Below are 20,564 nucleotides of genomic sequence, written 5' to 3'. Positions count from 1 at the left end.
CCGTAGGCAGGGCGCGGCAAGGAGGTGGCCGAGCAATAATTTGAACCGTGGATGCGCATTACCTAGGCTTGTGATATGCGGCTTCTGCGCTCCACCGACCTGGCCCTGCGCGTCCTGATGCGACTGGCCGTGGCCGCCGACGCCACGCCCACCACCCGCCAGGTCGCGGCGGACATGGACGTGCCCTACACCCACGCCGCGAAGGTCGTCGCCGAACTCCAGCACCTGGGCCTCGTCGACGCCCGGCGCGGCCGGCGCGGTGGCCTCAGCCTCACCGCCAAGGGCCGTTCGGCCTCGGTCGGCGCGGTGGTGCGCACCTTCGAGGGTGAGGGCGACGTGGTCGACTGCGAGGGTACGGCGGGTACGGCCCCGTGCCCGCTGAACTCCGCCTGCCGCCTGCGCGGCGCGCTGCGCCGGGCCCAGGAGGCGTTCTACGCGGCGCTGGACCCGGTCACGGTCGACGAACTCGTCACCGACCCGACGGGCCCGCTGCTGCTGGGCATCTCCCGGGGGCCGCTGGGCGGTTGACGCCGGCGGCCGAAAGCCGACGCGCTGGAAGACCTGGGGATATCGCCGGTGAACTGGAAGTGCCGAAGCGCGAGTTGACCCGCATCCCGCACGCGCGTACGGCGGATGCGGTCCGCTGTGTCCGGTCTGCCTGGCCCACCTCGACCACTGGTCCGAGGGCCGGGTCGTGCTGGTGGGGCGACGCCGTCACTGCGTCGCCCCACCTCGGGCATGGGCACCTCTCGGGCCCTGATCTCGCGCCCGCGCCCCTGCCCCGGTGATCCGGAGGCCGTAGGGCCGAAGGCGCTCCGCTGGAACTGCCGCTGCTCAGCCCTGGGCCAGCCACAGGTCCGGGCCGAACACCTCGTAGTGGATGTCGGCCGGGGCCACGCCCTTCTCGATCAGCTGGGTGCGCACCGCGCGCATGAAGGGCAGCGGGCCGCACAGGTACGCGCGCGTGCCGGCCGGTACGGCGATCTCGGCGAGGTCGACCAGGCCGGTGCGGGTGCCCGGCTCGGCGTCCCGCTCGTAGAAGAAGTGCACGGACGCGTCCGCGAGCTTCCCGGCGTACGTCTCGTGGTCGGTGCGCAGGGCGTGGTCGGCGGGGGAGCGGTCGCCGTGGACGACGGTGACCGGGCCGCCGTGGCCGCCCGCCGCGAGGTCGGCCAGCATCGCGATCATCGGGGTCACGCCGATGCCGGCGGAGGCGAGCAGCACGGGGGTGTCGGCGCCGGCGTCCAGGACGAGGTCGCCGTACGGCTCGGACAGGTCCAGGACGTCACCGACGCGCACGCGCGCGTGGAGGTGGTTCGAGACCTCGCCGTCGGGGGCGTCGTCGCCGGTCACCCGCTTGACGCTGAACTGGCGGAGCGTCTCGCCGGGCGCGCCGGAGAGGCTGTACTGCCGTATCTGCCGGGCGCCGTCGGGCAGCTCGACCTGGACGGACACGTACTGGCCGGCGCGGAAGTCGCGCACCGGGCCGCCGTCGGCCGGGCGCAGCCGGAAGGTGATGACGTCCGCCGTCTCCTCGACGCGCTCCACGACCTCCCAGGGCCGGCGCTCGGTGCTGCCGCTCTCCTCGTACAGCCGCTTCTCGATGGCGATGAGCGCGTTGGCCATCAGCCAGTAGACCTCGGTCCAGGCGGCGGCGACCTCGGGGGTGACGGCCTCGCCGAGGACCTCGGCGATGGCGGCGAAGAGGTGCTCGTGCACGATCGGGTAGTGCTCGGGGGCCACGCCCAGGGAGGCGTGCTTGTGCGCGATGCGGCTGAGCATCGCGTCCGGCCGCTGGTCCGAGTTGTCGACCAGGTGCGTGGCGAAGGCGGCGATGGATCCGGCGAGGGCCTGCTTCTGGGCGCCGGAGGCCTGGTTGCCGCGGTTGAACAGGTTCCGCAGGAGTTCGGGGCGGGCGGCGAAGAGGCGGGCGTAGAAACGCTCGGTGATCTCGCCGATGGCCGCGCCGACGGTGGGAAGCGTGGCGCGGACGGTGACTGCGGACTGTTCGGTCAGCATCGGATCTCCTCGGATCTCGCCGGATCTCTTCACATCTCGACTGATCAGAACGCTATGAAAAGTTGCATCTGAGATGCAAATTATCGAGACGTGCTTTGCCTCACGTCCGAAGCGGATCGGCCATTACACATGTCGGTCCGAGCAGGCAAGATGGGCAAGACGGCAGTACATCTGCCGTACGAGAGGCGTTCAGGCCGAGGACGTATCCGCGATCAAGGTCCGCAACGCGCATGAAATGGTGTTGTGGTGGGATGCTCAGGTGCCCGACCGCCTCCCGCGGGACGGGGGACAGGCGGCCTGACCAGCAAGGATGGGGTAGCGGAAGATGGACAAGCAGCAGGAGTTCGTGCTCCGTACGTTGGAGGAGCGCGACATCCGGTTCGTACGCCTGTGGTTCACGGACGTGCTGGGCTTCCTCAAGTCCGTCGCCGTGGCCCCCGCCGAGCTGGAGCAGGCCTTCGACGAGGGCATCGGCTTCGACGGCTCGGCCATCGAGGGCTTCGCCCGCGTCTACGAGTCCGACATGATCGCCAAGCCGGACCCCTCCACCTTCCAGGTCCTGCCGTGGCGCGCGGAGACCCCCGGCACCGCCCGCATGTTCTGCGACATCCTCATGCCGGACGGCTCCCCGTCCTTCGCGGACCCCCGCTATGTGCTCAAGCGCGCCCTGGCCCGCACCTCCGACCTGGGCTTCACCTTCTACACCCACCCCGAGATCGAGTTCTTCCTGTTGAAGGACCGCCCGCTGGACGGCTCCCGCCCCACCCCGGCCGACAACTCGGGCTACTTCGACCACACGCCCACCAACGTCGGCATGGACTTCCGCCGCCAGGCGATCACCATGCTGGAGTCGATGGGCATCTCGGTGGAGTTCTCCCACCACGAGGGCGCGCCGGGCCAGCAGGAGATCGACCTGCGCTACGCCGACGCGCTCTCCACGGCGGACAACATCATGACGTTCCGCCTGGTCATGAAGCAGGTGGCGCTGGAGCAGGGGGTGCAGGCGACCTTCATGCCGAAGCCCTTCTCCGAGCACCCGGGCTCCGGCATGCACACCCACCTGTCCCTCTTCGAGGGCGACCGCAACGCGTTCTACGAGTCCGGCGCCGAGTACCAGCTCTCCAAGGTCGGCCGCTCCTTCATCGCGGGCCTGCTCAAGCACGCGGCGGAGATCTCCGCGGTCACCAACCAGTGGGTGAACTCCTACAAGCGCATCTGGGGCGGCTCCGAGCGCACGGCCGGCGCCGGCGGTGAGGCCCCGTCGTACATCTGCTGGGGCCACAACAACCGCAGCGCCCTGGTCCGCGTCCCGATGTACAAGCCCGGCAAGACCGGCTCGGCCCGCGTCGAGGTCCGCTCCCTGGACTCGGGCGCCAACCCCTACCTGGCCTACGCCGTGCTCCTGGCGGCCGGCCTGAAGGGCATCGAGGAGGGCTACGAGCTCCCGCCGGGCGCCGAGGACGACGTCTGGGCCCTCTCCGACGCCGAGCGCCGCGCGATGGGCATCGAACCCCTCCCGCAGAACCTCGGCGAGTCCCTGACCCTCATGGAACGCAGCGACCTGGTCGCCGAGACCCTCGGCGAACACGTCTTCGACTTCTTCCTGCGCAACAAGCGCCAGGAGTGGGAGGAATACCGCAGCGAGGTCACGGCCTTCGAGCTGCGGAAGAACCTGCCGGTGCTGTAGGGGCAGGTCAGGGCGAGTTTCCGCCGAGACGATCCCTTGGGGCCGACGGTCGTGGAACGTCGGCCCCGCTGTGTCTCACAGCCTCTGGGCCGTCTCTGGGCCGTCCGGCGCTGGAGTGGTGCCCTCACAGAGAACCCCGAGGGTATCCGCGGCGTGCAGCACGCATGACCACAGCCGGCGCCGGCTCCGTCGCGGCCTTGAGCGCCTCCGCTGCTACGTGCAGACCGTGCCGTCCTTCGGCACCTTGCCGTCGAGCAGATAGGCGTTCACCGTCTTCGTCACACAGTTGTCGGTGCCGTACGCTCCGTGTCCCTGTCCCTTGTAGGTGAGCTCGACGCCGATGCCCTTACCGAGCTCGTCGGCCATCCGCCGGGTCCCGGCGAACGGGGTGGCCGGGTCACCGGTGGTGCCGGCAAGGAGGATCGGAGCCGACCCCTTTGCGGCGACCTGCGGGTGCTTGGCCTCGCCCTTCACCGGCCAGTCGGTGCACTCCAGCAGGGACCAGGCCCCGGACTCACCGAAGATCAGGGAGGCCTTGCGGAACTCGGGCAGCTTCGCCTCCACATCGTCGACCGTGTAGCGCTGCTGGAAGTCGGCGCAGTTGATCGCGATTTGTGCGGGCCCCGAATTGTCGTAGTGGCCTTTGGAGTCGCGACCGTTGGACGCATCGGCGAGCTGCAGTAGCGTGTTTCCGGTTCCCTCCTGCTCGGCTTCCTGCAGGGCCTGCGTCAGATCGGGCCAGCTGTCCTTGGAGTAGAGCGCCGATGCGATGCCGAGCTCCGCCAGGTCCTGGGTCACCTTGCGGCCGTCGTTGGTGGGCAGCGGCTGCGCGTCGAGCCGCTTCAGCAGATCGATGATCTTCTTGCGACCCTCTGTGACGCTGTTGCCGGCCGGGCAGTCCGGCTGCCGTGCGCAGTCCTCCAAGTAGTTGTCCAGGGCCACTTGGAAGCCCTTGGTTTGGGCGAGGGACTGCTGCACCGGGTCCTGGGTGGGGTCGACGACGGCGTCGAAGACGGCCCGGCCCACGTGCCCGGGGAACAGATGGGTGTAGGTTCCGCCGAGTTGTGTGCCGTACGAGGTGCCGAAGTAGTGCAGTTTGTCGTCGCCCAGGACGTGGCGCAGCAGATCCATGTCGCGGGCCGCGTTGGTCGTGCTGACGTGCGGAAGGATCTTGCCCGAGTTCCTTTTGCAGGCCGCCACGTACGTGTCCCCCGGCCCGAGGCCGGCTTTCAGCTCTTTGAGCTCTTTGTCGTTGTCGGGGGTGCCGTCGACCTCGTTCGCGGCGTCGGTGTCTTTGTCGTTCAGGCAGCGCACGGGTGCGCTGGCGCCGACGCCGCGTGGGTCGAAGCTCACCAGGTCGTAACGTGCGTGCAGATCACGGTAGTCGTTCGCGAACTGGGGGAGGTAGAAAACGCCGGACGCGCCGGGTCCGCCGAAGTTGAAGACGAGGGAGCCGATGCGCTTCTGTCCGTGTTGCGGGCGGGCCTGGGCGCGGATCAGCGCCAGGTGGATGGTGTCGCCGCCCGGATCGGCGTAGTCGAGGGGGACCTTGAGAGAAGCGCACTCCCAGGGTGTGCCGTCGGACAGTCCTCCCGGCGCTCCGGCATCCGCGCCCTGCAGGGGCGTGGGGGCCGGGCAGCTCTTCCAGCTCAGCTTCTGGCCGGTGAGTGAGCCGGGCAGGGGCGGGCCCGGGCTCGCGGTTGCGGAAGCGGCGGGAGATCGTGTCCTGGGCGCTGTCTCCTTGGCGCCCGCCGTGCCTGCGCCGGCGGCACCGGCCACCAGGACGACGGAGAAGGCCACAGCGCCGACCCGCATGCACATGGCCGCGGATGATGCCGTGGACTTCATGGGGCTCGTCATTACTTGCCGCCTTACCGCCCGTCCCTTTGCACCCTCATGTTCAGTGGAGCAAGCTCTCGAGCACGGTGCGACTGCGTGCCCGTACGCGCGGCCCTGGGCTGGCTCAGACGTGCTGGCACAGGCGCATGGCCCTCGCACGGGCGGCGGCCCTCGACACGTAGCGGCAGGCCGCCGCAGGGGTGTTCCAACGTGTTCTTCGACGGCAAGTCGTGGGCGCCGCCCTGATGCAGAGCAACGCGTAGTCCCGTGCCCGTAGGAACGCCCGGTGATGGAGTAGGCACACACCTTACGGCTTCGGCGTGCCCCCTTTCCCAGGTCACCCTACTTTCGCATGATTGCCGGTTCATGGCGGCGCAGATGTCGTGTGACGGCGTAGCCGAGGACGGCGGAGAAGACGATGAGTATCCCCATGTTCCGTAGCCAGGCATCGACGGTGTGGTGGAAGAACGGGTCGGCCTTGCCGGGTGCGAGCCGGGCGAAGTCGATGGTGGACGCCATGGCGGCTACCGCCCACCGGGCAGGCACCAGCCAGGTCAGCTCGTCGAGCACGGGAACGCCGTGCAGTTTCAGCAGGGCGCCGCAGAACACGACCTGCGCGATGGCCAGGAGCACCAACAGCGGCATGGTCACCTCTTCCTTGGCCACAAGGGCGGAGACCAGGAGCCCGAGCATCATGGAGGTGAAGGCCAGCAGGGCCACAGCGAACGTGATCTCCGCGAGCGGCGCCGTGAACACACCGTGGCCGTTCGGAGCGTTCACGTCGACGCCGACCAGGGCCACCAGGGTGAGCACCACGGCCTGCAGCACCGTGACGGTGCCGAGGACGATGACTTTGGACACCACGTAGGCGGATCTGGACAGCCCGACGGCTCGTTCTCGCTGGTAGATGGCGCGCTCCTTGATCAGTTCGCGCACGGCGTTGGCGGCGCCGGTCAGGACGGCGCCGACGCAGAGGATGAGCAGCGCAGTTGGTGCGGTCTCCTGAGTCAGTCGGCTCCCGGCGAGTGCGCGGGCCAGTAGACCCATCACGAACGGCAGCGCGATCATGATGCCGACGAAGGTCCGGTCGGCACCGAGCGCGGCCGCGTAGCGCCGCACCAGTGTCATCAGCTGCGCTGTCCAGGTCTGACGTCGTGGAAGCGGTCCGCTCGCAGCTACTGCGGCCTGCTGAGCGGGCTGCCATGCACCGGCGGCCTCGATGTACTGCCGGTGCTGGTGCGAGCGCAGGAACTCACCGGCCCAGTCCCGGCCGCGGTCGGCCTCGAACGCCTCGAATGCCTCCGGCCAATCAGAGAAGTTGAAGAAACCCAGGGCATCTTCAGGCGGTCCGTAGTAGGCGGTCCTGCCGCCAGGGGCGAGGACGAGCAGCCGGTCACAGACCTGAAGACTGAGCACACTGTGGGTGACCACGATGACGGTCCGCCCGTCGTCGGCCAGGCCCCGCAGCATGGCCATGACGGACCGGTCCATGCCAGGGTCGAGCCCGGAGGTCGGCTCGTCGAGGAAGAGCAGTGAAGGCTTGGTCAGCAGTTCCAGAGCCACGCTCACCCGCTTGCGCTGGCCGCCTGAGAGGCGGTGGATGGGTTGTTCGGCGCGTTCCTGCAGACCGAGCTCCCGGATGACCTCATCGACCCGCGCCTCCCGTTCGGCCGGGGCGGTGTCCTGGGGAAAGCGCAGTTCGGCCGCGTAGACGAGGGCTCGGCGCACGGTCAGCTGGGTGTGCAGGATGTCGTCCTGGGGAACGAGACCGATGCGCTGGCGCAGCTCCGCGTAGTCGCGGTACAGGTCGCGGCCGTCATACAGGACAGTCCCCTGGTCGGCGGGGCGCAGCCCGGTCAGGGCGTTCAGAAGGGTGGACTTGCCCGAGCCGCTCGGGCCGACCACAGCGAGCAGGCACTTCGCACCGACGGGAAAGGAGATCCCGGCGATCAGCGTTTTGCGGCCACCGTCGACCGTGACCGTCAGGTCATGGACATCGAGGGACACCTCACCGGAGTCGACGTACTCGCGCAGCTCGTCGCCGATCAGGCAGAACGCGGAGCGGCCGATGCCGACGATGTCCCCCTCGGAGACGAGGGCGTGGTCGACCGGGCGACCGTTGAGGAAGGTGCCGTTGTGGCTGTCCAGATCGACGATCTCGTACGTCCCGTCGGCGTGCGCGCGCAGTTCGGCGTGATGACGCGAGACTCCCAGGTCGTCATGGATGACGAGGTCGTTGTCCCGCTCGCGGCCGATGCGCACCGTGCGCCTCGGCCGACGCCGCACCGTCGTAGGGATCCGGAAGGTTCCCGTCGACGAGGGCTCCATCACGGCAGGCGGTCCCTCGAGCCAACCCGTCGCCAGGGACCCCCGGTCGCAGGCGGTGACAACGGCGCGCGGCCCGGACATCGGATGACCGAAGCGGAGAACGCTGCCAGGCCCAACAGCGCATACGTGGACACGACGTCCGTCGGCGTACGTGCCGTTCTTGCTGTCCTCATCCGCGACCATCCAGTGGTCGGCATCGGCGCACAACACCGCGTGATGCCAAGAGACCCGGGGGTCGTTGATGGCGATCTCGCAGGACGGATCCCGCCCGACGCGGTAGCGCCGGCTCGGGCACATCACCGTGGAACCCGTGTCGGTCTCCAGAACGAGTTCGGGCGCCAGTTGCGCTCCGGGCCGCTCTCCCATGGCAAAACCCTACGTGGGTCGTGTGGACGGCGATTGGGTGACGAGGCTTGACGTGAGTTTGTTCCCGTCAGTTCGGTACACGTCGCACTCAATGTATCGGAAGCCATTCTTCCAGTAGTCCGTCTCCGATCCCAATTCTGCCTCAACGTCATTTGTTCCATGCGTATAGGTGGAGCCATACTTGTTCTCACACAAGGTGGCACCTTCGGCCTTGGCTGACTGATATGTCATAGCGGCAGGTGGTTTGACGAATCCAACGACCTGGGCGTCGTGCGGCGTATCGCATTTGGCAATGTAGGCGCTCGAACCCTTGGTGCTCCAGCAGTCGCCGATTGATTCATTGTCATAGTATGAGAGATCGCCAATTTTTCGGAAGTGGCCAACATTGTCCGAAAGCAGGACGGTCTTGTCGAAGATCAGGCATGCGGTGCTGTGTACACCACTGTCCCAGCCCTGCTTGCTGGGCGGGAGTGCGTATGACCGCGCGTCGGCCATTGTGTTCACGGTGGCGGCCAGCAGCGCCTTGCAGCGGCTGTCGCCGTTCTTCTGCGCGTCGCCAAAAGAGCTCGCAGTATAGGTATCCAGAACTTGGCCGTCATGGGGGGAGGAACCTGTGCAACTCGTCAGGCCCAGGTTCGGCGGCGGCCCCACAAATTTCCCCTTCACCCACGCGGCGTTGACGCAGTTGCCCGGATGTAGTTCCTTGGTAAGCCCGACAGTTTCTCCGTAGGGCAGTACCGGGCCGGTCGAAGTCGTGCTGGAGGCGGGCTTGTGGGAGCCGCCGAGACCGGCCACCAGTGCCCACGATCCCAGGCCGACGACGAGCGCCGCGGCAGCAGCCAGAGCGATGTTGCGGCGCGTCATACGCGACGGACGAGGTGGAGGCGCTTGTGGCGGGGGCGCCGGCTGTGGAGGGCGGCGGGGTGGGGGCTGGGGGGTCGACGGTTGCCTGATGGGTCCGGGTATCTGCGTGATCGTCTCCTGCGGGGCTCGGGCGGTCCCGGTTGTGAGCTCACGCAGAAGCGGTGCTGCGTCGTCGGCGGACAGCCGGTGTGCGGGGTCTTTGACAAGGAGTTTCTGCAGCACCGGTGCCAGGTCGCCGGCACGGCGGGGCGGGATGGGCTCCTCGCTGAGCAGCGCGGTCAGCGTGGCCACATAAGAGCTGCGGTCGAAGGGGCCCTGTCCTTCGACCGCGTAGTAAAGCGTGGCACCGAGGGAGAACAGGTCTGATTCCGGTGTCGGCTCTGCGCCGCGCGCGCGTTCCGGCGCAAGGTAGCCGGGGGTTCCGACGATGCCGGAAGCAGAGGTGAGCCGTGGTTCGCCGACGTCTCGTTGGAGCGAAATGCCGTAGTCGCTGAGCATGATCCTGCCGAGCCGGTCAGCGTCGGCGGTATGCGTGTCGGGGACGGTGAGCAGGATGTTGGAAGGCTTGACGTCCCGATGCAGAATGCCCAGTTGGTGACCTGCCTTCAGGACATCGAGGACGGCCACGCCGAGCCTGGCCGTATCGGTCGGTGAAAGCGGTCCGCTGTGGCGGACGACCGCTTCGAGGTCCCGTGCTCCGGGCACGTACTCCATGACGATCCAGGGCAGGCCGTCGTCGACGACGCAGTCATACACCGTCACCACGTGGGGGTTTCCACGCAGCAGTGCTGAGTGCCGTGCCTCTGCTCGAGCTCTGGCGATACGGGCCTTCAGCTCCGGCTCCGGAACCTCCGCTGGTACGGCGATCTCCTTGACCGCGACCTCGCACGCCAACTCTTCGTCGTGGGCGAGCCACACACGGCCCATGCCGCCGGCCCCGAGGTGGCGGACTAGCCGGTAGCGTCCGGCGATCAACCGACCAGAGCTGTCACCTATCCTCGCCATGGCAGCTTCCGCCTCGTTCTCCATTCGCATAAATGGCTCTAAATAATTCTCTCCCTGTCTCCGGTTGCATGCATCTCGAGGCGCAGTCCTGAAATGATTTAGCGCTCAAGGTTTGAGGCAAAATCCCCTGTGCCGTTGAACCAGCACTCCGTGCCCTTCTGCTGCCGGGGCGTCAGGCAGGCGATTCGGCCTCGGGCGGCGGCCTGGGCGTCATCTCAGCAGGTCGCCCCCGAGTCGCCGCACTCGCTGCGCATCTGCAACAGTCGGCCCGCCCCTCGGGGTGGGCCGATGGTCGTTCGTTCGTCGACGACGCCTCACTGCCAGGCCGAGATCGAGTTCGAGTCCGGGGCGGAGTCGGAGCGGGCCTGCTGGGAGCGTTCGGGATGGACGTGTGGGCGGTTGGTGCAGGCGTCGTGTACCGAGCTGCCCGTCCTCGGTGCGGTGAGCGGGACGATCCCGAGGGCCGTCTCGCAGAGTTTGTCCGGGGACAGGGCGCGGCCGGCGATGTTGATGCGGCCGCGGGTGCCGTCGCTGTCGGCGTGGGCGGGGGCGACGAGCGCGAGACCGGCGGCGGTGAGCGCTGCGAGAGCGATGATCTTCTTCACGCCCTGGTCAGCGAGACCGAATCGGCCCAGGTCACGCGGCTGCTGACGGTGCGGTTATCCGACGTACGCCGGTGACACCGCGGCCGTGGTGATCCGCCGCGCCGCCCCCGAGCCGTCCGCCGGCACCTCGTACAGATCGGCGCCGTAGTCACCGGGCAGCGCATACACGACCGTACGGGCGTCCTTCCACACCACCTGGTCGTCCACACTCCGCCGCTCGGCCAGCGGGGTCTCCCGCATGGTCCGCAGGTCCAGGACGTACAGCTGCCAAGGGGCGTCCTTCGGCAGGCCCTCGACCCGCTTCTTGTAGGCGATCCGGGTGCCGTCGGGCGACAGGGACGGGCACTCGACGTTCGCGTGCAGGGTCGTGACCGTACGGGCGCGCAGGTCGCCCCGGATCAGATACGTGCGCCCCTTCGTCGCCAGCGTCGCGTAGAACGTGCGGTCGTCCGCCGCGAACGTCACGCCCCAGAAGTTGGCGTCCGCCGCGTGGTACGTGTGCCCGTCCTTGACGATCCGGAAGTCCTCCAGGGACGGGATCAGCTCACCGCTCCTCGTGTCCACGATCGCCGCACGCGTGGAGAAGTTCGTACCGGCGTAGGAATCGCCGCCCACGAACGCCGTCCAGGCGGCGAAGTGACCCGTCGGCGAGACCCGGGCACGCGAGGGGATGCCCGGGACGTCGTACCGGTGCAGGGTCCGCAGCCGCGCGTCCAGGATCAGCGCGCGATAGGTGTCCGAGACCGGGCCGTGCACGGCCTGCAGGCAGACACCGGTGCCCGAAGCGGCATAGAAACGCAGGCACTTGACGCCGGACGCCGTCCGCGCCCCCGACGGATCGCCGACCGGAACACTGACGAGCTCGTCCCGGTGCGGCCCCCACGCCATGTTCCGGAACACCATCCGCCCGTGCCCGGTCAGCGTCACCGCCCCCGCCGTGACCCGCGGACCGCCCGCCTGCGACTGGTCACGGCGGTCGGCGCGGGCCGAGGCGTGCAGCACGGAAGCCAGCCCCACCGCCGCGAGCACGGCGACGGCGGCGACCAGGATCAGGACGCGGTTGCGTACGGTCATGCGGGCACCGCCCCCTTCGGGCGAACGACGACGGAGAAGACCACACCGACGACCAGCGCCACCGCCGCGCCCGCCAGCGCCGCCCGATCGCCCCACACCGTCCAGGCCGCGCCGAACAGCAGACTGCAGGCGAACCGGGCCGCGGCCTGCCCCGTCTGCACCAGGGCCAGCCCCGACGAGCGCAGCCCCTCCGGCACTCCGTCCGAGGCCGCCGCCATCAGCACGCCGTCGGTGGCCGCGTAGAAGGCGCCGTGCAGGGCGAGGACGACGTACGGCAGGGCCGAGCCGTGCCACGCGGTGAGCAGCAACGCGTACGCGACCAGCAGAGCACCGTGCCCGCCCAGGAAGACCGCCCATCGGCCCACCCGGTCCGCGAGCCGCCCGAGCGGCACCGCCAGCAGCAGGAAGGAGGCGGCCGTACCGAGCGGCAGCAGCGCGAACCACCGGTCCGGGACGCCGAGCCGGCGCTGCAGCAGCAGATACACGAACGAGTCACTGACCGTGGCCAGACCGAGCAGCAGCGCGCACACCGCGATCCGCCGCAGCCCCCGCCGCCGCAACAGCCCCACCGCACCCCGCAGGGTGGGCCGTTCGTCCGCGACCGCGCCACCGCGCCCGCCCGGCACGAACAGCACCAGGACCAGCACGCCCAGCACCGCAATGCAGAAGCTGACGGTGAACACCGCGTCGTACCCGTCCACCGTCGCCCGCAGGATCAGGAAGGCCACCAGCGGTCCGAGCAGCGCCCCGGCCGTGTCCATGGCCCGGTGCACCCCGAAGGCCCGCCCCCGAGACTCCGCCGTGCTGGACAGCGAGATGAGGGCGTCCCGGGGCGCCGTCCGCAGCCCCTTCCCCGTGCGGTCGGCGGCGAGAACCAGCCCGATCGGAGTCAGTGAATGGGCAACCAGCAGCAACGGCTTGCACACGGCCGACACCGCGTACCCGAACCCGGCGACCCATTTGTGCCGCCCGCCACCGCGGTCGGCGAGGTGCCCGCCCACCAGCCGTACGACCGCCGAGAAGCCGTTGTACACACCGTCCAGCAGCCCGAAGCCGAGCGGCGACAGGCCCAGCCCGCTGAACAGGTACAACGGCAGCACCGCCGTGACCATCTCGGACGACACGTCCGTCACCAGACTGACCGTTCCGAGCGCGAGCACGGTCGGGGCGATCGCGGCGCGGCGCCGCCCGGCCAGTGGCCGGACGGCACCGTCCGCGGACGCCGGCGTACTCGCGCGGCTGTCCGCTACGTACACGTCAGGACGCCCAGATGCCGGTGATGTCCTTGGCGGAGGCCGCGTTGCCCGCGTGCGAGGTCAGGCCCTGGCTGTCCTCCAGGGTGCGCAGCAGGTCGTAGTGGTTGTACGTGGTCGAACTGGACGACCCGGCCGTGACCGGCTGCCCGTACAGCACGGTCGGAATCCGGTTGCCGCTCAGCCGGTTGTCCTCGTCGAACGTGACGACGAGCAGGCTGTTGTGGGTCTTGGCCCAGGTCGCGTAGGCACCCAGGTTGTTCTTCAGCCAGGTGTCACCGGTGGACACCGAGCAGTCGTGCATGTCGCTGCACAGGTTGGGGACCACGTACGACATCTGGGGCAGCGTCGAGAAGTCCGTCGGGAACTGGTCGAACGTCATGGCGCTGTCCGTCGGCACGTTGCTGAACCCGAACCACGGGTTGTGCTTCTGGGCGTAGTCGCCGCTGCTGCACGTGGTGTCACCCTGGCTGGGCAGATCCTCGTTGTAGCTGGCCCAGGTACGGCCGGCGTCGATCACCTCGGACGCCAGGTTGGGCTCCGAGGAGAATCCGGGCGTGACACAACTGTCGTCCGTGATGCCCTGGGTGTCGCCGGAGAACATGGCGTAGTAGTTCGGCTGGCTCGGGTGGGTCTCGGCGTACGACTGCGTCAGGTTGGCACCTCCCGACTTCAGCGAGTTGATGTACGGGGCGCGGGAGGAGCCGATGACCTGGCTGTACGCGTGGTTCTCGAAGACCACGACGACCACGTGGTCCGGGCTCGGCACGGCGCCCGCGGCGTGCGCGGACTCTGCGCCGATCCCGGTCCACAGCCCGAACGCGGCGGCGGCCAGGGCCGCTGTGGACGCCACGACGGTACGGGCGCGGCGGTACACGGAACTGCCGGACACATCAACCTCCGGTGTGGGGGGTGGGACGGGGTTGGCGGTGCGGACAGAGCATGCTCACGTCAATATTCCCTCGCCGTACGGCACCCAACCGGGACGGTGAAAACCAGATGAACTACTCCGGCTCCCCATGCGCGGGGCCGCAGCCGCGCACGGGGGGAAGGGGACGTGTCGGGTGGTGTCCGCCCGCAGCGGCCGGCGAAAACTCCTTGCAACACCCGACAAGCCGCCCGTCGGCCCGAGGACGGACACCACCCGGCGCGGCACCGACTCACGGACAACGCCAGGCGCGACACCAGCCACGACGCACCCGCACCGGCCGCCGCAGGCAGTGACGACGCACCCGCACGACACCACGCACCCGGACTCCACAGGGCCCACGCACGGCCAGAGCACCACACACGCGAGCCGGCCCTGCAGGTCCGCAGTCCGGCAGAGCACCACGCACCCGGACCGGCCCTGCAGGTCCGCAGTCCGGCAGAGCACCACGCACTCGGACCGGCCCTGCAGGTCCGCAGTCCGGCAGAGCACCACGCACTCGGACCGGCCCTGCAGGTCCGCAGTCCGGCAGAGCACCACGCACCCGGACTGGCCCCGCAGGTCCGCAGTCCGGCAGAGCACCACGCATCCGGACCGGCCCCGCAGGTCCGCAGTCCGGCAGAGCACCACGCATCCGGACCGGCCCTGCAGGTCCGCAGTCCGGCAGAGCACCACGCACCCGGACCGGCCCTGCAGGTCCGCAGTCCGGCAGAGCACCACGCACCCGGACCCCCGCAGGCTCCGCACCCGCACGGCACCAGGCACCCCGAATCCACCCACAGGACCCACGTACCCGCGCCCCCGCTTCCCCTGCATCGTCCACACACCGGTACGGTCCTCGCAGGCGAGCCGGCCGGGCAGGGCGTGAGTATCGGTACGGTCCCCGCACGGGAACCGGCCGGGCAGGGCGTGAGTATCGGTACGGTCCCCGCACGGGAACCGGCGGCGCAGGGCGTGAGTATCGGTACAGTCGTGGCGCGCGAACCGGCCGGGCAGGGCGCGAGCATCGGCACAGCCCCGCACGCGAACCGGCTCCGCAAGGCGCACGCACCCGGACACCCCCCGCACCCGAACCGGCCCTCAGTCCCCGCACACCGGCACAGCCCCCCGGCACCCGAACCCCGCCCCGCCCCGCAGGCCCCCGCATCCGACCCCGCCCCGCAGGAGCCACCCCCGCTCGGCGAAGCCCTTCCGCTCGGCGAAGCCCCTCCGCCCCCCTCCGGTTAGGCTCTGGCCAGGACGATTCCGATCCGAGACGCACGCACACGCACGCAGCCGCACCCAAGGGGAGGCACGGAGATGACGCCGGGGCGCAGAAGCAGTACCTTCACCCGCCTGCTCCGGCACGGCTTCACCGACCCCTCCGCAGCGGAGCGCCTCCTGGACGGCCCGGAACTCGCCCCCGTCCGCGACGACCCCGTCCTCCTGGAAGCCCTGGGCGCCACCGCCGACCCGGACCTCGCCCTGCACGGCCTGGTCCGCCTCCTTGAAGCCCAGGACGGCCCGACGGCCCACCGCGAACTGCTGGACACCCTCATCGCGGCCAAGCCGCTGCGCGACCGCCTCCTCGGCGTGCTCGGCGCCTCCGCCGCCCTCACCGACCACCTGGCCCGCCACCCGAGCGACTGGCACGCCCTGGTCACCTACGAGCCCCGCGACCTGCACCCCGGCGTCGAGGAGTTCGAGCGCGGCCTGGCCGAGGCCACCGACCCCGTCTCGCTCCGCGTCGCCTACCGCCGCTGTCTGCTCTCCATCGCCGCCCGCGACGTCTGCGGCACCACGGACGTCGCCGAAACCGCCGCCGAACTCGCCGACCTCGCCACCGCGACCCTCCGCACCGCGCTCGCCATAGCGAAGACGCACGCCCCCGAGGACGCCGCCGCCTGCCGCCTCGCGGTGATCGCGATGGGCAAGTGCGGCGGCCACGAACTGAACTACGTCTCCGACGTGGACGTGATCTTCGTGGCCGAAGCGGCCGAGGGGACCACCGAGGCCAAGGCGCTCACCGCCGCCACCCGCCTCGCCTCCCACCTCATGCGGATCTGCTCCGAGACCACCGTGGAGGGCTCCATCTGGCCGGTGGACGCCAACCTCCGCCCGGAGGGCCGCAACGGCCCCCTGGTCCGCACCCTGTCCTCCCACCTCGTCTACTACCAACGCTGGGCCAAGACCTGGGAGTTCCAGGCCCTCCTCAAGGCCCGCCCGGTGGCGGGGGACGCAGAACTCGGTCAGGCCTACATAGACGCCCTCGAACCCCTGGTCTGGAAGGCGGCCGAGCGCGAGAACTTCGTGCCGGACGTCCAGAAGATGCGCCGGCGCGTGGTGGAGAACATCCCCGCGTCCGAGATCGAGCGCGAGCTCAAGCTCGGCCCGGGCGGCCTGCGCGACGTCGAATTCGCCGTCCAGCTCCTGCAGTTGGTGCACGGCCGCACCGACCAGGCCCTCCGCAGCGGCACCACCCTGGACGCCCTGCAGGCCCTGGCCGCCGGAGGCTATGTCGGCCGCGAGGACGCCGCCCGCCTGGACGAGGCGTACCGCTTCCTGCGCTCGATGGAGCACCGCATCCAGCTCTACCGCCTGCGCCGCACCCACCTGGTCCCGGTCGCCGAGGAGGACCAGCGGCGCCTCGGCCGCTCCCTCGGCCTGCGCACCAACCCGGTGGCCGAGCTGATCCGGGAGTGGAAGCGGCACACCGGCGTCGTACGCAGGCTCCACGAGAAGCTCTTCTACCGCCCGCTGCTCGACGCGGTCGCCCAGCTCGCCCCCGGCGAGGCCCGCCTGAGCCCCGAGGCGGCCCGCGAGCGCCTCGTCGCCCTCGGCTACGCCGACCCCGCCGCCGCCCTGCGCCACCTGGAGGCCCTGGCCTCCGGCGTGACCCGCAAGGCGGCGATCCAGCGCACCCTGCTCCCCGTCCTCCTCGGCTGGTTCGCCGACTCGGCGGACCCGGACGCGGGCCTGCTGAACTTCCGCAAGGTCTCCGACGCGCTCGGCAAGACCCCCTGGTATCTGCGCCTGCTCCGGGACGAAGGGGCGGCCGCGGAAAACCTGGCCCGCGTGCTGTCGGCGGGCCGCCTGGCCCCCGACCTGCTCATGCGCGCCCCCGAGGCGGTTGCCCTGCTGGGCGACGGGGACGGCGGCGGCCTCGACCCGCGCGGGCGCCCCCACCTGGAGCAGGAGATCCTGGCCGCGGTGGGCCGCGCGGAGAACGCCGAGCAGGGCGTCACCGCCGCCCGCGGCGTGCGCCGCCGGGAGCTGTTCCGTACGGCCGCCGCCGACATCGTCGGTTCCTACGGCACCGAGACCAACCCCGCCGAGGCCGACCAGGGCGCCCTGGTGGACCGGGTCGGCGCGGCGGTCTCCGACCTCACCGCCGCCACCCTCGCCGGCACCCTGCGCGCGGTGGTCCGGGACGGCTGGGGCGACACGCTGCCCACCCGGTTCGCGATCATCGGGATGGGCCGGTTCGGCGGCCACGAGCTGGGCTACGGCTCCGACGCGGACGTCGTCTTCGTGCACGAGCCGCAGGACGGTGTGGACGAGCACGAGGCGGCCGCCGCCGCGAACAAGGTCGTCGCCGAGATGCGCCGCCTGCTCCAGCTGCCCAGCGCCGACCCGCCGCTGCTCATCGACGCCGACCTGCGCCCGGAGGGCAAGTCGGGCCCGATGGTGCGCACCCTGAAGTCGTATGAGGCGTACTACCGCCGCTGGTCCCTGGTCTGGGAGTCCCAGGCGCTGCTGCGGGCGGAGCCGGTCGCCGGGGACGACGAGCTGGGCCGGCGCTTCACCGAGCTGATCGACCCGCTGCGCTACCCGCGGCGCGGACTGCCGGAGGACGCGGTCCGCGAGATCCGCCGGCTGAAGGCCCGGATGGAGTCCGAGCGCCTGCCGCGCGGCGCCGACCCCAAGCTGCACACCAAGCTCGGCCCGGGCGGGCTGTCCGACGTCGAGTGGACCGTCCAGCTCTTCCAGCTCCGGCACGGCTGGGAGCAGCCCGGTCTGCGCACCACCCGCACCCGGCAGGCGCTGGCCGCCGCCCGCGAGGCCGGGCTGCTGTCCGCCGAGGAGGCGGAGATCCTGGACGAGGCCTGGGTGCTGGCGACGCGGGTGCGCAACGCGGTGATGCTGGTGCGCGGCCGGGCCGGGGACACCTTCCCCACCGAGCCGCGCGAGCTGGCCGCCGTGGGCCGCTACCTGGGCTACGGCGCCGGGCATGCCGGGGACATGCTGGACGCCTACCGCCGTACCACCCGTCGGGCGCGTGCGGTGGTGGAGGAGCTGTTCTACGGCAACGGAGGGTGACACCCTGCCGGGGCCACGGCGCTCAGGTCTGGGGGTGGACGGCAGCGCGCCGCTGCCCGGGCTGCGCCGCCGGGCACACTGCCGTACCACCCGCGCCCGGCCGGAGCCACGGTGCTCAGGCCCGGGCCGTCGCCCGCTCCGGCTCGGGGCGGCGGGCCGGGACCAGCCTGGGCAGGGTGTACGGCAGCGCGCCGTACCACAGCCGTACCACCGTGAAGCCGAAGGACAGGCACAGCACACCGCCCACGGCGTCCAGCCAGAAATGGTTGGCCGTGGCAACGATGACCAGCAGGGTGGCCGCCGGGTAGAGCAGGCCCAGCACCCGCACCCAGGGCACGGACGACAGCGCGAAGATCGTCAGCCCGCACCACAGTGACCAGCCGATGTGCATCGACGGCATCGCCGCGTACTGGTTCGACATGTGCTTCAGATCGCCGGAGGCCATCGAGCCCCATGTGTGGTGCACCATCACGGTGTCCACGAAGTCCCCGCCGCGCATCAACCGAGGCGGCGCGAGCGGAAACAGATAGTAACCGAGCAGGGCCACACCGGTGGTCGAGAACAGCGCCAGCCGCGCCGCCGCGTAACGCCCCGGATGCCATCGGTACAGCCACACCAGCACACCGATCGTGACGATGAAGTGCAGCGTGGCGTAGTAGTAGTTCATGCCGATGATCAGCCAAGTGACCGAGTTCACGGCATGGTTGACGGACTGTTCGACGGCGACGCCCAGATGGTGCTCGACCCGGAAGATCCAGTCGGCGTTGCGCAGCGCCTTGCCCTTCTGCTCCGGGACGGCGTTGCGGATCAGCGAGTACGTCCAGTAACTCACCGCGATCAGAAGGATCTCGAACCAGAGCCGGGGCCGGCGCGGTCGCCGCAGCCGCCGCAGCGGACCCCTGCCGTCCTCGCCCGTGACGGTGCGAGGAACGGCCACCTCCTCGCGACCTTCCGACTGCGTCACGGTCGAGTCACTCATAGGCATCAAGTCTGCCAGAAAAGGGTCCTTCGCCCGATCATCCCAAGGTCGGGTCCGCCACGCACCTTCTACGACATACGGACGACATGCGGCGCCGAAGCGGTCGAACCGCGCACCACCAGCTCCGGCATGAACACGAACTCGCTGTGCGGCGCGGGCGTCCCGCCGATCTCCTCCAGCAATGTGCGCACCGCGGCCTGCCCCATCGCCGGCACCGGCTTGCGGACCGTGGTCAGCGGCGGGTCCGTGAAGGCGATCAGCGGGGAGTCGTCGAAGCCCACCACCGACACGTCCCGGGGCACCTCCAGACCCCGCTGCCGGGCGGCTCGTATCGCGCCGAGCGCCATCATGTCGCTGGCGCACACCACGGCCGTGCAGTCCCGGTCGATCAGCGCGGTCGCGGCCGCCTGACCGCCCTCCAGCGTGTACAGCGAGTGCTGGATCAGCTCCGTCTCGATCACCGAGGCGTCCAGGCCCAACTGGTCCTGCATGGCCCGCACGAAGCCCTCGATCTTGCGCTGCACCGGCACGAACCGCTTCGGCCCGAGGGCGAGCCCGATCCGGGTGTGCCCGAGCGACACCAGATGGGTCACCGCGAGGGTCATCGCGGCCCGGTCGTCAGGGGAGATGAACGGCGCCTGCACCTTCGGCGAGAACCCGTCCACCAGCACGAACGGCACGCCCTGCGCCCGCAGCCGCTCATAGCGCTGCATGTCGGCGGTGGTGTCGGCGTGCAGCCCGGAGACATAGATGATCCCCGCGACCCCCCGGTCCACCAGCATCTCGGTCAGCTCGTCCTCGGTCGACCCGCCCGGGGTCTGGGTGGCGAGCACCGGCGTGTAGCCCTGGCGGGTCAGCGCCTGGCCGATGACCTGGGCCAGGGCCGGGAATATCGGGTTCTCCAGCTCCGGGGTGATCAGCCCGACCAGGCCCTCGCTGCGCTGCCGCAGCCGGACCGGGCGCTCATAGCCCAGCACGTCCAGCGCGGCCAGCACGGACTGGCGAGTGGTGGCGGCGACGCCCGGCTTCCCGTTGAGGACCCGGCTGACGGTCGCTTCGCTCACCCCCGCCTGCGCAGCGATGTCGGCAAGCCGTGTGGTCACGGCACTGGACTGTACCGGTCGTATGCCGCCTTGCACACCGACGGGACGCCGTGCACGAGCGGCCGGACGGCCCGCCCTGGGTTGCTGCCTCATCGGGCTCCCTCGAATTGGTGGCGGCAAGAGCTTGCAGAGTCTTGCACACGTGTCGTCTCTCCGCTGAGCGGTAACGACAGGGTAACCATCGTGTTCCCTTGCACTTTTTTTCTGCAAGGTCT

Annotated in this window: 13 protein-coding genes; 3 read left to right on the top strand and 10 right to left on the bottom strand. The window is 70.1% G+C overall.

All coding sequences use genetic code 11. The annotated features are described in order from the left end of the window. Window positions 1–75: 75 nt before the first annotated feature. Window positions 76–528 carry an RrF2 family transcriptional regulator gene (locus tag ACWCQS_RS26215; protein ID WP_451006713.1) on the top strand — a complete coding sequence of 151 codons (453 nt, stop codon included), beginning with the start codon at window positions 76–78 and terminating at the stop codon, window positions 526–528. A gap of 306 nt (window positions 529–834) precedes the next feature. Here ACWCQS_RS26215 and ACWCQS_RS26210 read toward each other — a convergent pair whose 3' ends face one another. Continuing rightward, the gene (locus ACWCQS_RS26210) at window positions 835–2,019 is read right to left on the bottom strand and encodes a globin domain-containing protein (protein ID WP_451006712.1); all 1,185 of its coding nucleotides are present in this window, start codon (window positions 2,017–2,019) and stop codon (window positions 835–837) included. A gap of 325 nt (window positions 2,020–2,344) precedes the next feature. Between ACWCQS_RS26210 and glnA the strand changes: the two genes are divergently transcribed. Next, window positions 2,345–3,706, top strand: coding sequence for a type I glutamate--ammonia ligase (gene glnA, locus ACWCQS_RS26205; RefSeq protein WP_356303289.1), 1,362 nt, complete (start codon window positions 2,345–2,347; stop codon window positions 3,704–3,706). Between the two features lie 213 nt (window positions 3,707–3,919). Here the strand turns inward: glnA and ACWCQS_RS26200 are convergent, their stop codons facing one another. The 7 genes from ACWCQS_RS26200 to ACWCQS_RS26170 all read right to left on the bottom strand — a co-directional run bounded on the left by ACWCQS_RS26200 (window position 3,920) and on the right by ACWCQS_RS26170 (window position 13,932). Then, complete coding sequence (locus tag ACWCQS_RS26200; protein WP_451006711.1) at window positions 3,920–5,554, bottom strand: alpha/beta hydrolase; 1,635 nt, start codon at window positions 5,552–5,554, stop codon at window positions 3,920–3,922. Window positions 5,555–5,887: 333 nt separating this feature from the next. Then, window positions 5,888–8,239, bottom strand: coding sequence for an FHA domain-containing protein (locus tag ACWCQS_RS26195; RefSeq protein WP_451006710.1), 2,352 nt, complete (start codon window positions 8,237–8,239; stop codon window positions 5,888–5,890). Between the two features lie 9 nt (window positions 8,240–8,248). Further along, a complete protein-coding gene (locus tag ACWCQS_RS26190; protein WP_451006709.1) occupies window positions 8,249–10,132 on the bottom strand; it encodes a serine/threonine-protein kinase in 1,884 nt (627 codons plus the stop codon). Between the two features lie 290 nt (window positions 10,133–10,422). Continuing rightward, entirely contained in the window at window positions 10,423–10,713 is a 291-nt protein-coding gene (locus tag ACWCQS_RS26185; RefSeq protein ID WP_451006708.1) for a hypothetical protein, read from the bottom strand. A gap of 54 nt (window positions 10,714–10,767) precedes the next feature. Beyond that, the gene (locus ACWCQS_RS26180) at window positions 10,768–11,787 is read right to left on the bottom strand and encodes a TolB family protein (protein WP_451006707.1); all 1,020 of its coding nucleotides are present in this window, start codon (window positions 11,785–11,787) and stop codon (window positions 10,768–10,770) included. Then, complete coding sequence (locus tag ACWCQS_RS26175; protein ID WP_451006706.1) at window positions 11,784–13,043, bottom strand: MFS transporter; 1,260 nt, start codon at window positions 13,041–13,043, stop codon at window positions 11,784–11,786. Before ACWCQS_RS26175 ends, ACWCQS_RS26180 begins: the two co-directional genes overlap by 4 nt. 1 nt (window position 13,044) lies before the next feature. Beyond that, window positions 13,045–13,932: an alkaline phosphatase family protein gene (locus tag ACWCQS_RS26170; RefSeq protein WP_451006705.1), complete on the bottom strand. Its 888-nt coding sequence runs from the start codon at window positions 13,930–13,932 to the stop codon at window positions 13,045–13,047. Between the two features lie 1,335 nt (window positions 13,933–15,267). Here ACWCQS_RS26170 and ACWCQS_RS26165 point away from each other — a divergent pair. After that, entirely contained in the window at window positions 15,268–18,267 is a 3,000-nt protein-coding gene (locus ACWCQS_RS26165; RefSeq protein WP_451006704.1) for a bifunctional [glutamine synthetase] adenylyltransferase/[glutamine synthetase]-adenylyl-L-tyrosine phosphorylase, read from the top strand. Window positions 18,268–18,382: 115 nt separating this feature from the next. Here ACWCQS_RS26165 and ACWCQS_RS26160 read toward each other — a convergent pair whose 3' ends face one another. Together ACWCQS_RS26160 and ACWCQS_RS26155 are read right to left on the bottom strand one after the other, a co-directional pair. After that, window positions 18,383–19,246 carry a phosphatase PAP2 family protein gene (locus tag ACWCQS_RS26160; protein WP_451006703.1) on the bottom strand — a complete coding sequence of 288 codons (864 nt, stop codon included), beginning with the start codon at window positions 19,244–19,246 and terminating at the stop codon, window positions 18,383–18,385. Between the two features lie 68 nt (window positions 19,247–19,314). Continuing rightward, window positions 19,315–20,349, bottom strand: a complete 1,035-nt coding sequence (locus ACWCQS_RS26155; RefSeq protein WP_451006702.1) for a LacI family DNA-binding transcriptional regulator — start codon at window positions 20,347–20,349, stop codon at window positions 19,315–19,317. Window positions 20,350–20,564: the final 215 nt, after the last annotated feature.

The organism is Streptomyces sp. NPDC002076 (genome assembly GCF_053593835.1).
This window is presented reverse-complemented; position numbering and strand designations above follow the sequence as displayed.

Coding starts and splice junctions, on each gene's coding strand:
- ACWCQS_RS26215 (WP_451006713.1), top strand. CDS start 76: ATGCGGCTTCTGCGCTCCACCGACCTGGCCCTGCGCGTCCTGATGCGA.
- ACWCQS_RS26210 (WP_451006712.1), bottom strand. CDS start 2,019: ATGCTGACCGAACAGTCCGCAGTCACCGTCCGCGCCACGCTTCCCACC.
- glnA (WP_356303289.1), top strand. CDS start 2,345: ATGGACAAGCAGCAGGAGTTCGTGCTCCGTACGTTGGAGGAGCGCGAC.
- ACWCQS_RS26200 (WP_451006711.1), bottom strand. CDS start 5,554: ATGAAGTCCACGGCATCATCCGCGGCCATGTGCATGCGGGTCGGCGCT.
- ACWCQS_RS26195 (WP_451006710.1), bottom strand. CDS start 8,239: ATGGGAGAGCGGCCCGGAGCGCAACTGGCGCCCGAACTCGTTCTGGAG.
- ACWCQS_RS26190 (WP_451006709.1), bottom strand. CDS start 10,132: ATGGAGAACGAGGCGGAAGCTGCCATGGCGAGGATAGGTGACAGCTCT.
- ACWCQS_RS26180 (WP_451006707.1), bottom strand. CDS start 11,787: ATGACCGTACGCAACCGCGTCCTGATCCTGGTCGCCGCCGTCGCCGTG.
- ACWCQS_RS26165 (WP_451006704.1), top strand. CDS start 15,268: ATGACGCCGGGGCGCAGAAGCAGTACCTTCACCCGCCTGCTCCGGCAC.
- ACWCQS_RS26160 (WP_451006703.1), bottom strand. CDS start 19,246: ATGAGTGACTCGACCGTGACGCAGTCGGAAGGTCGCGAGGAGGTGGCC.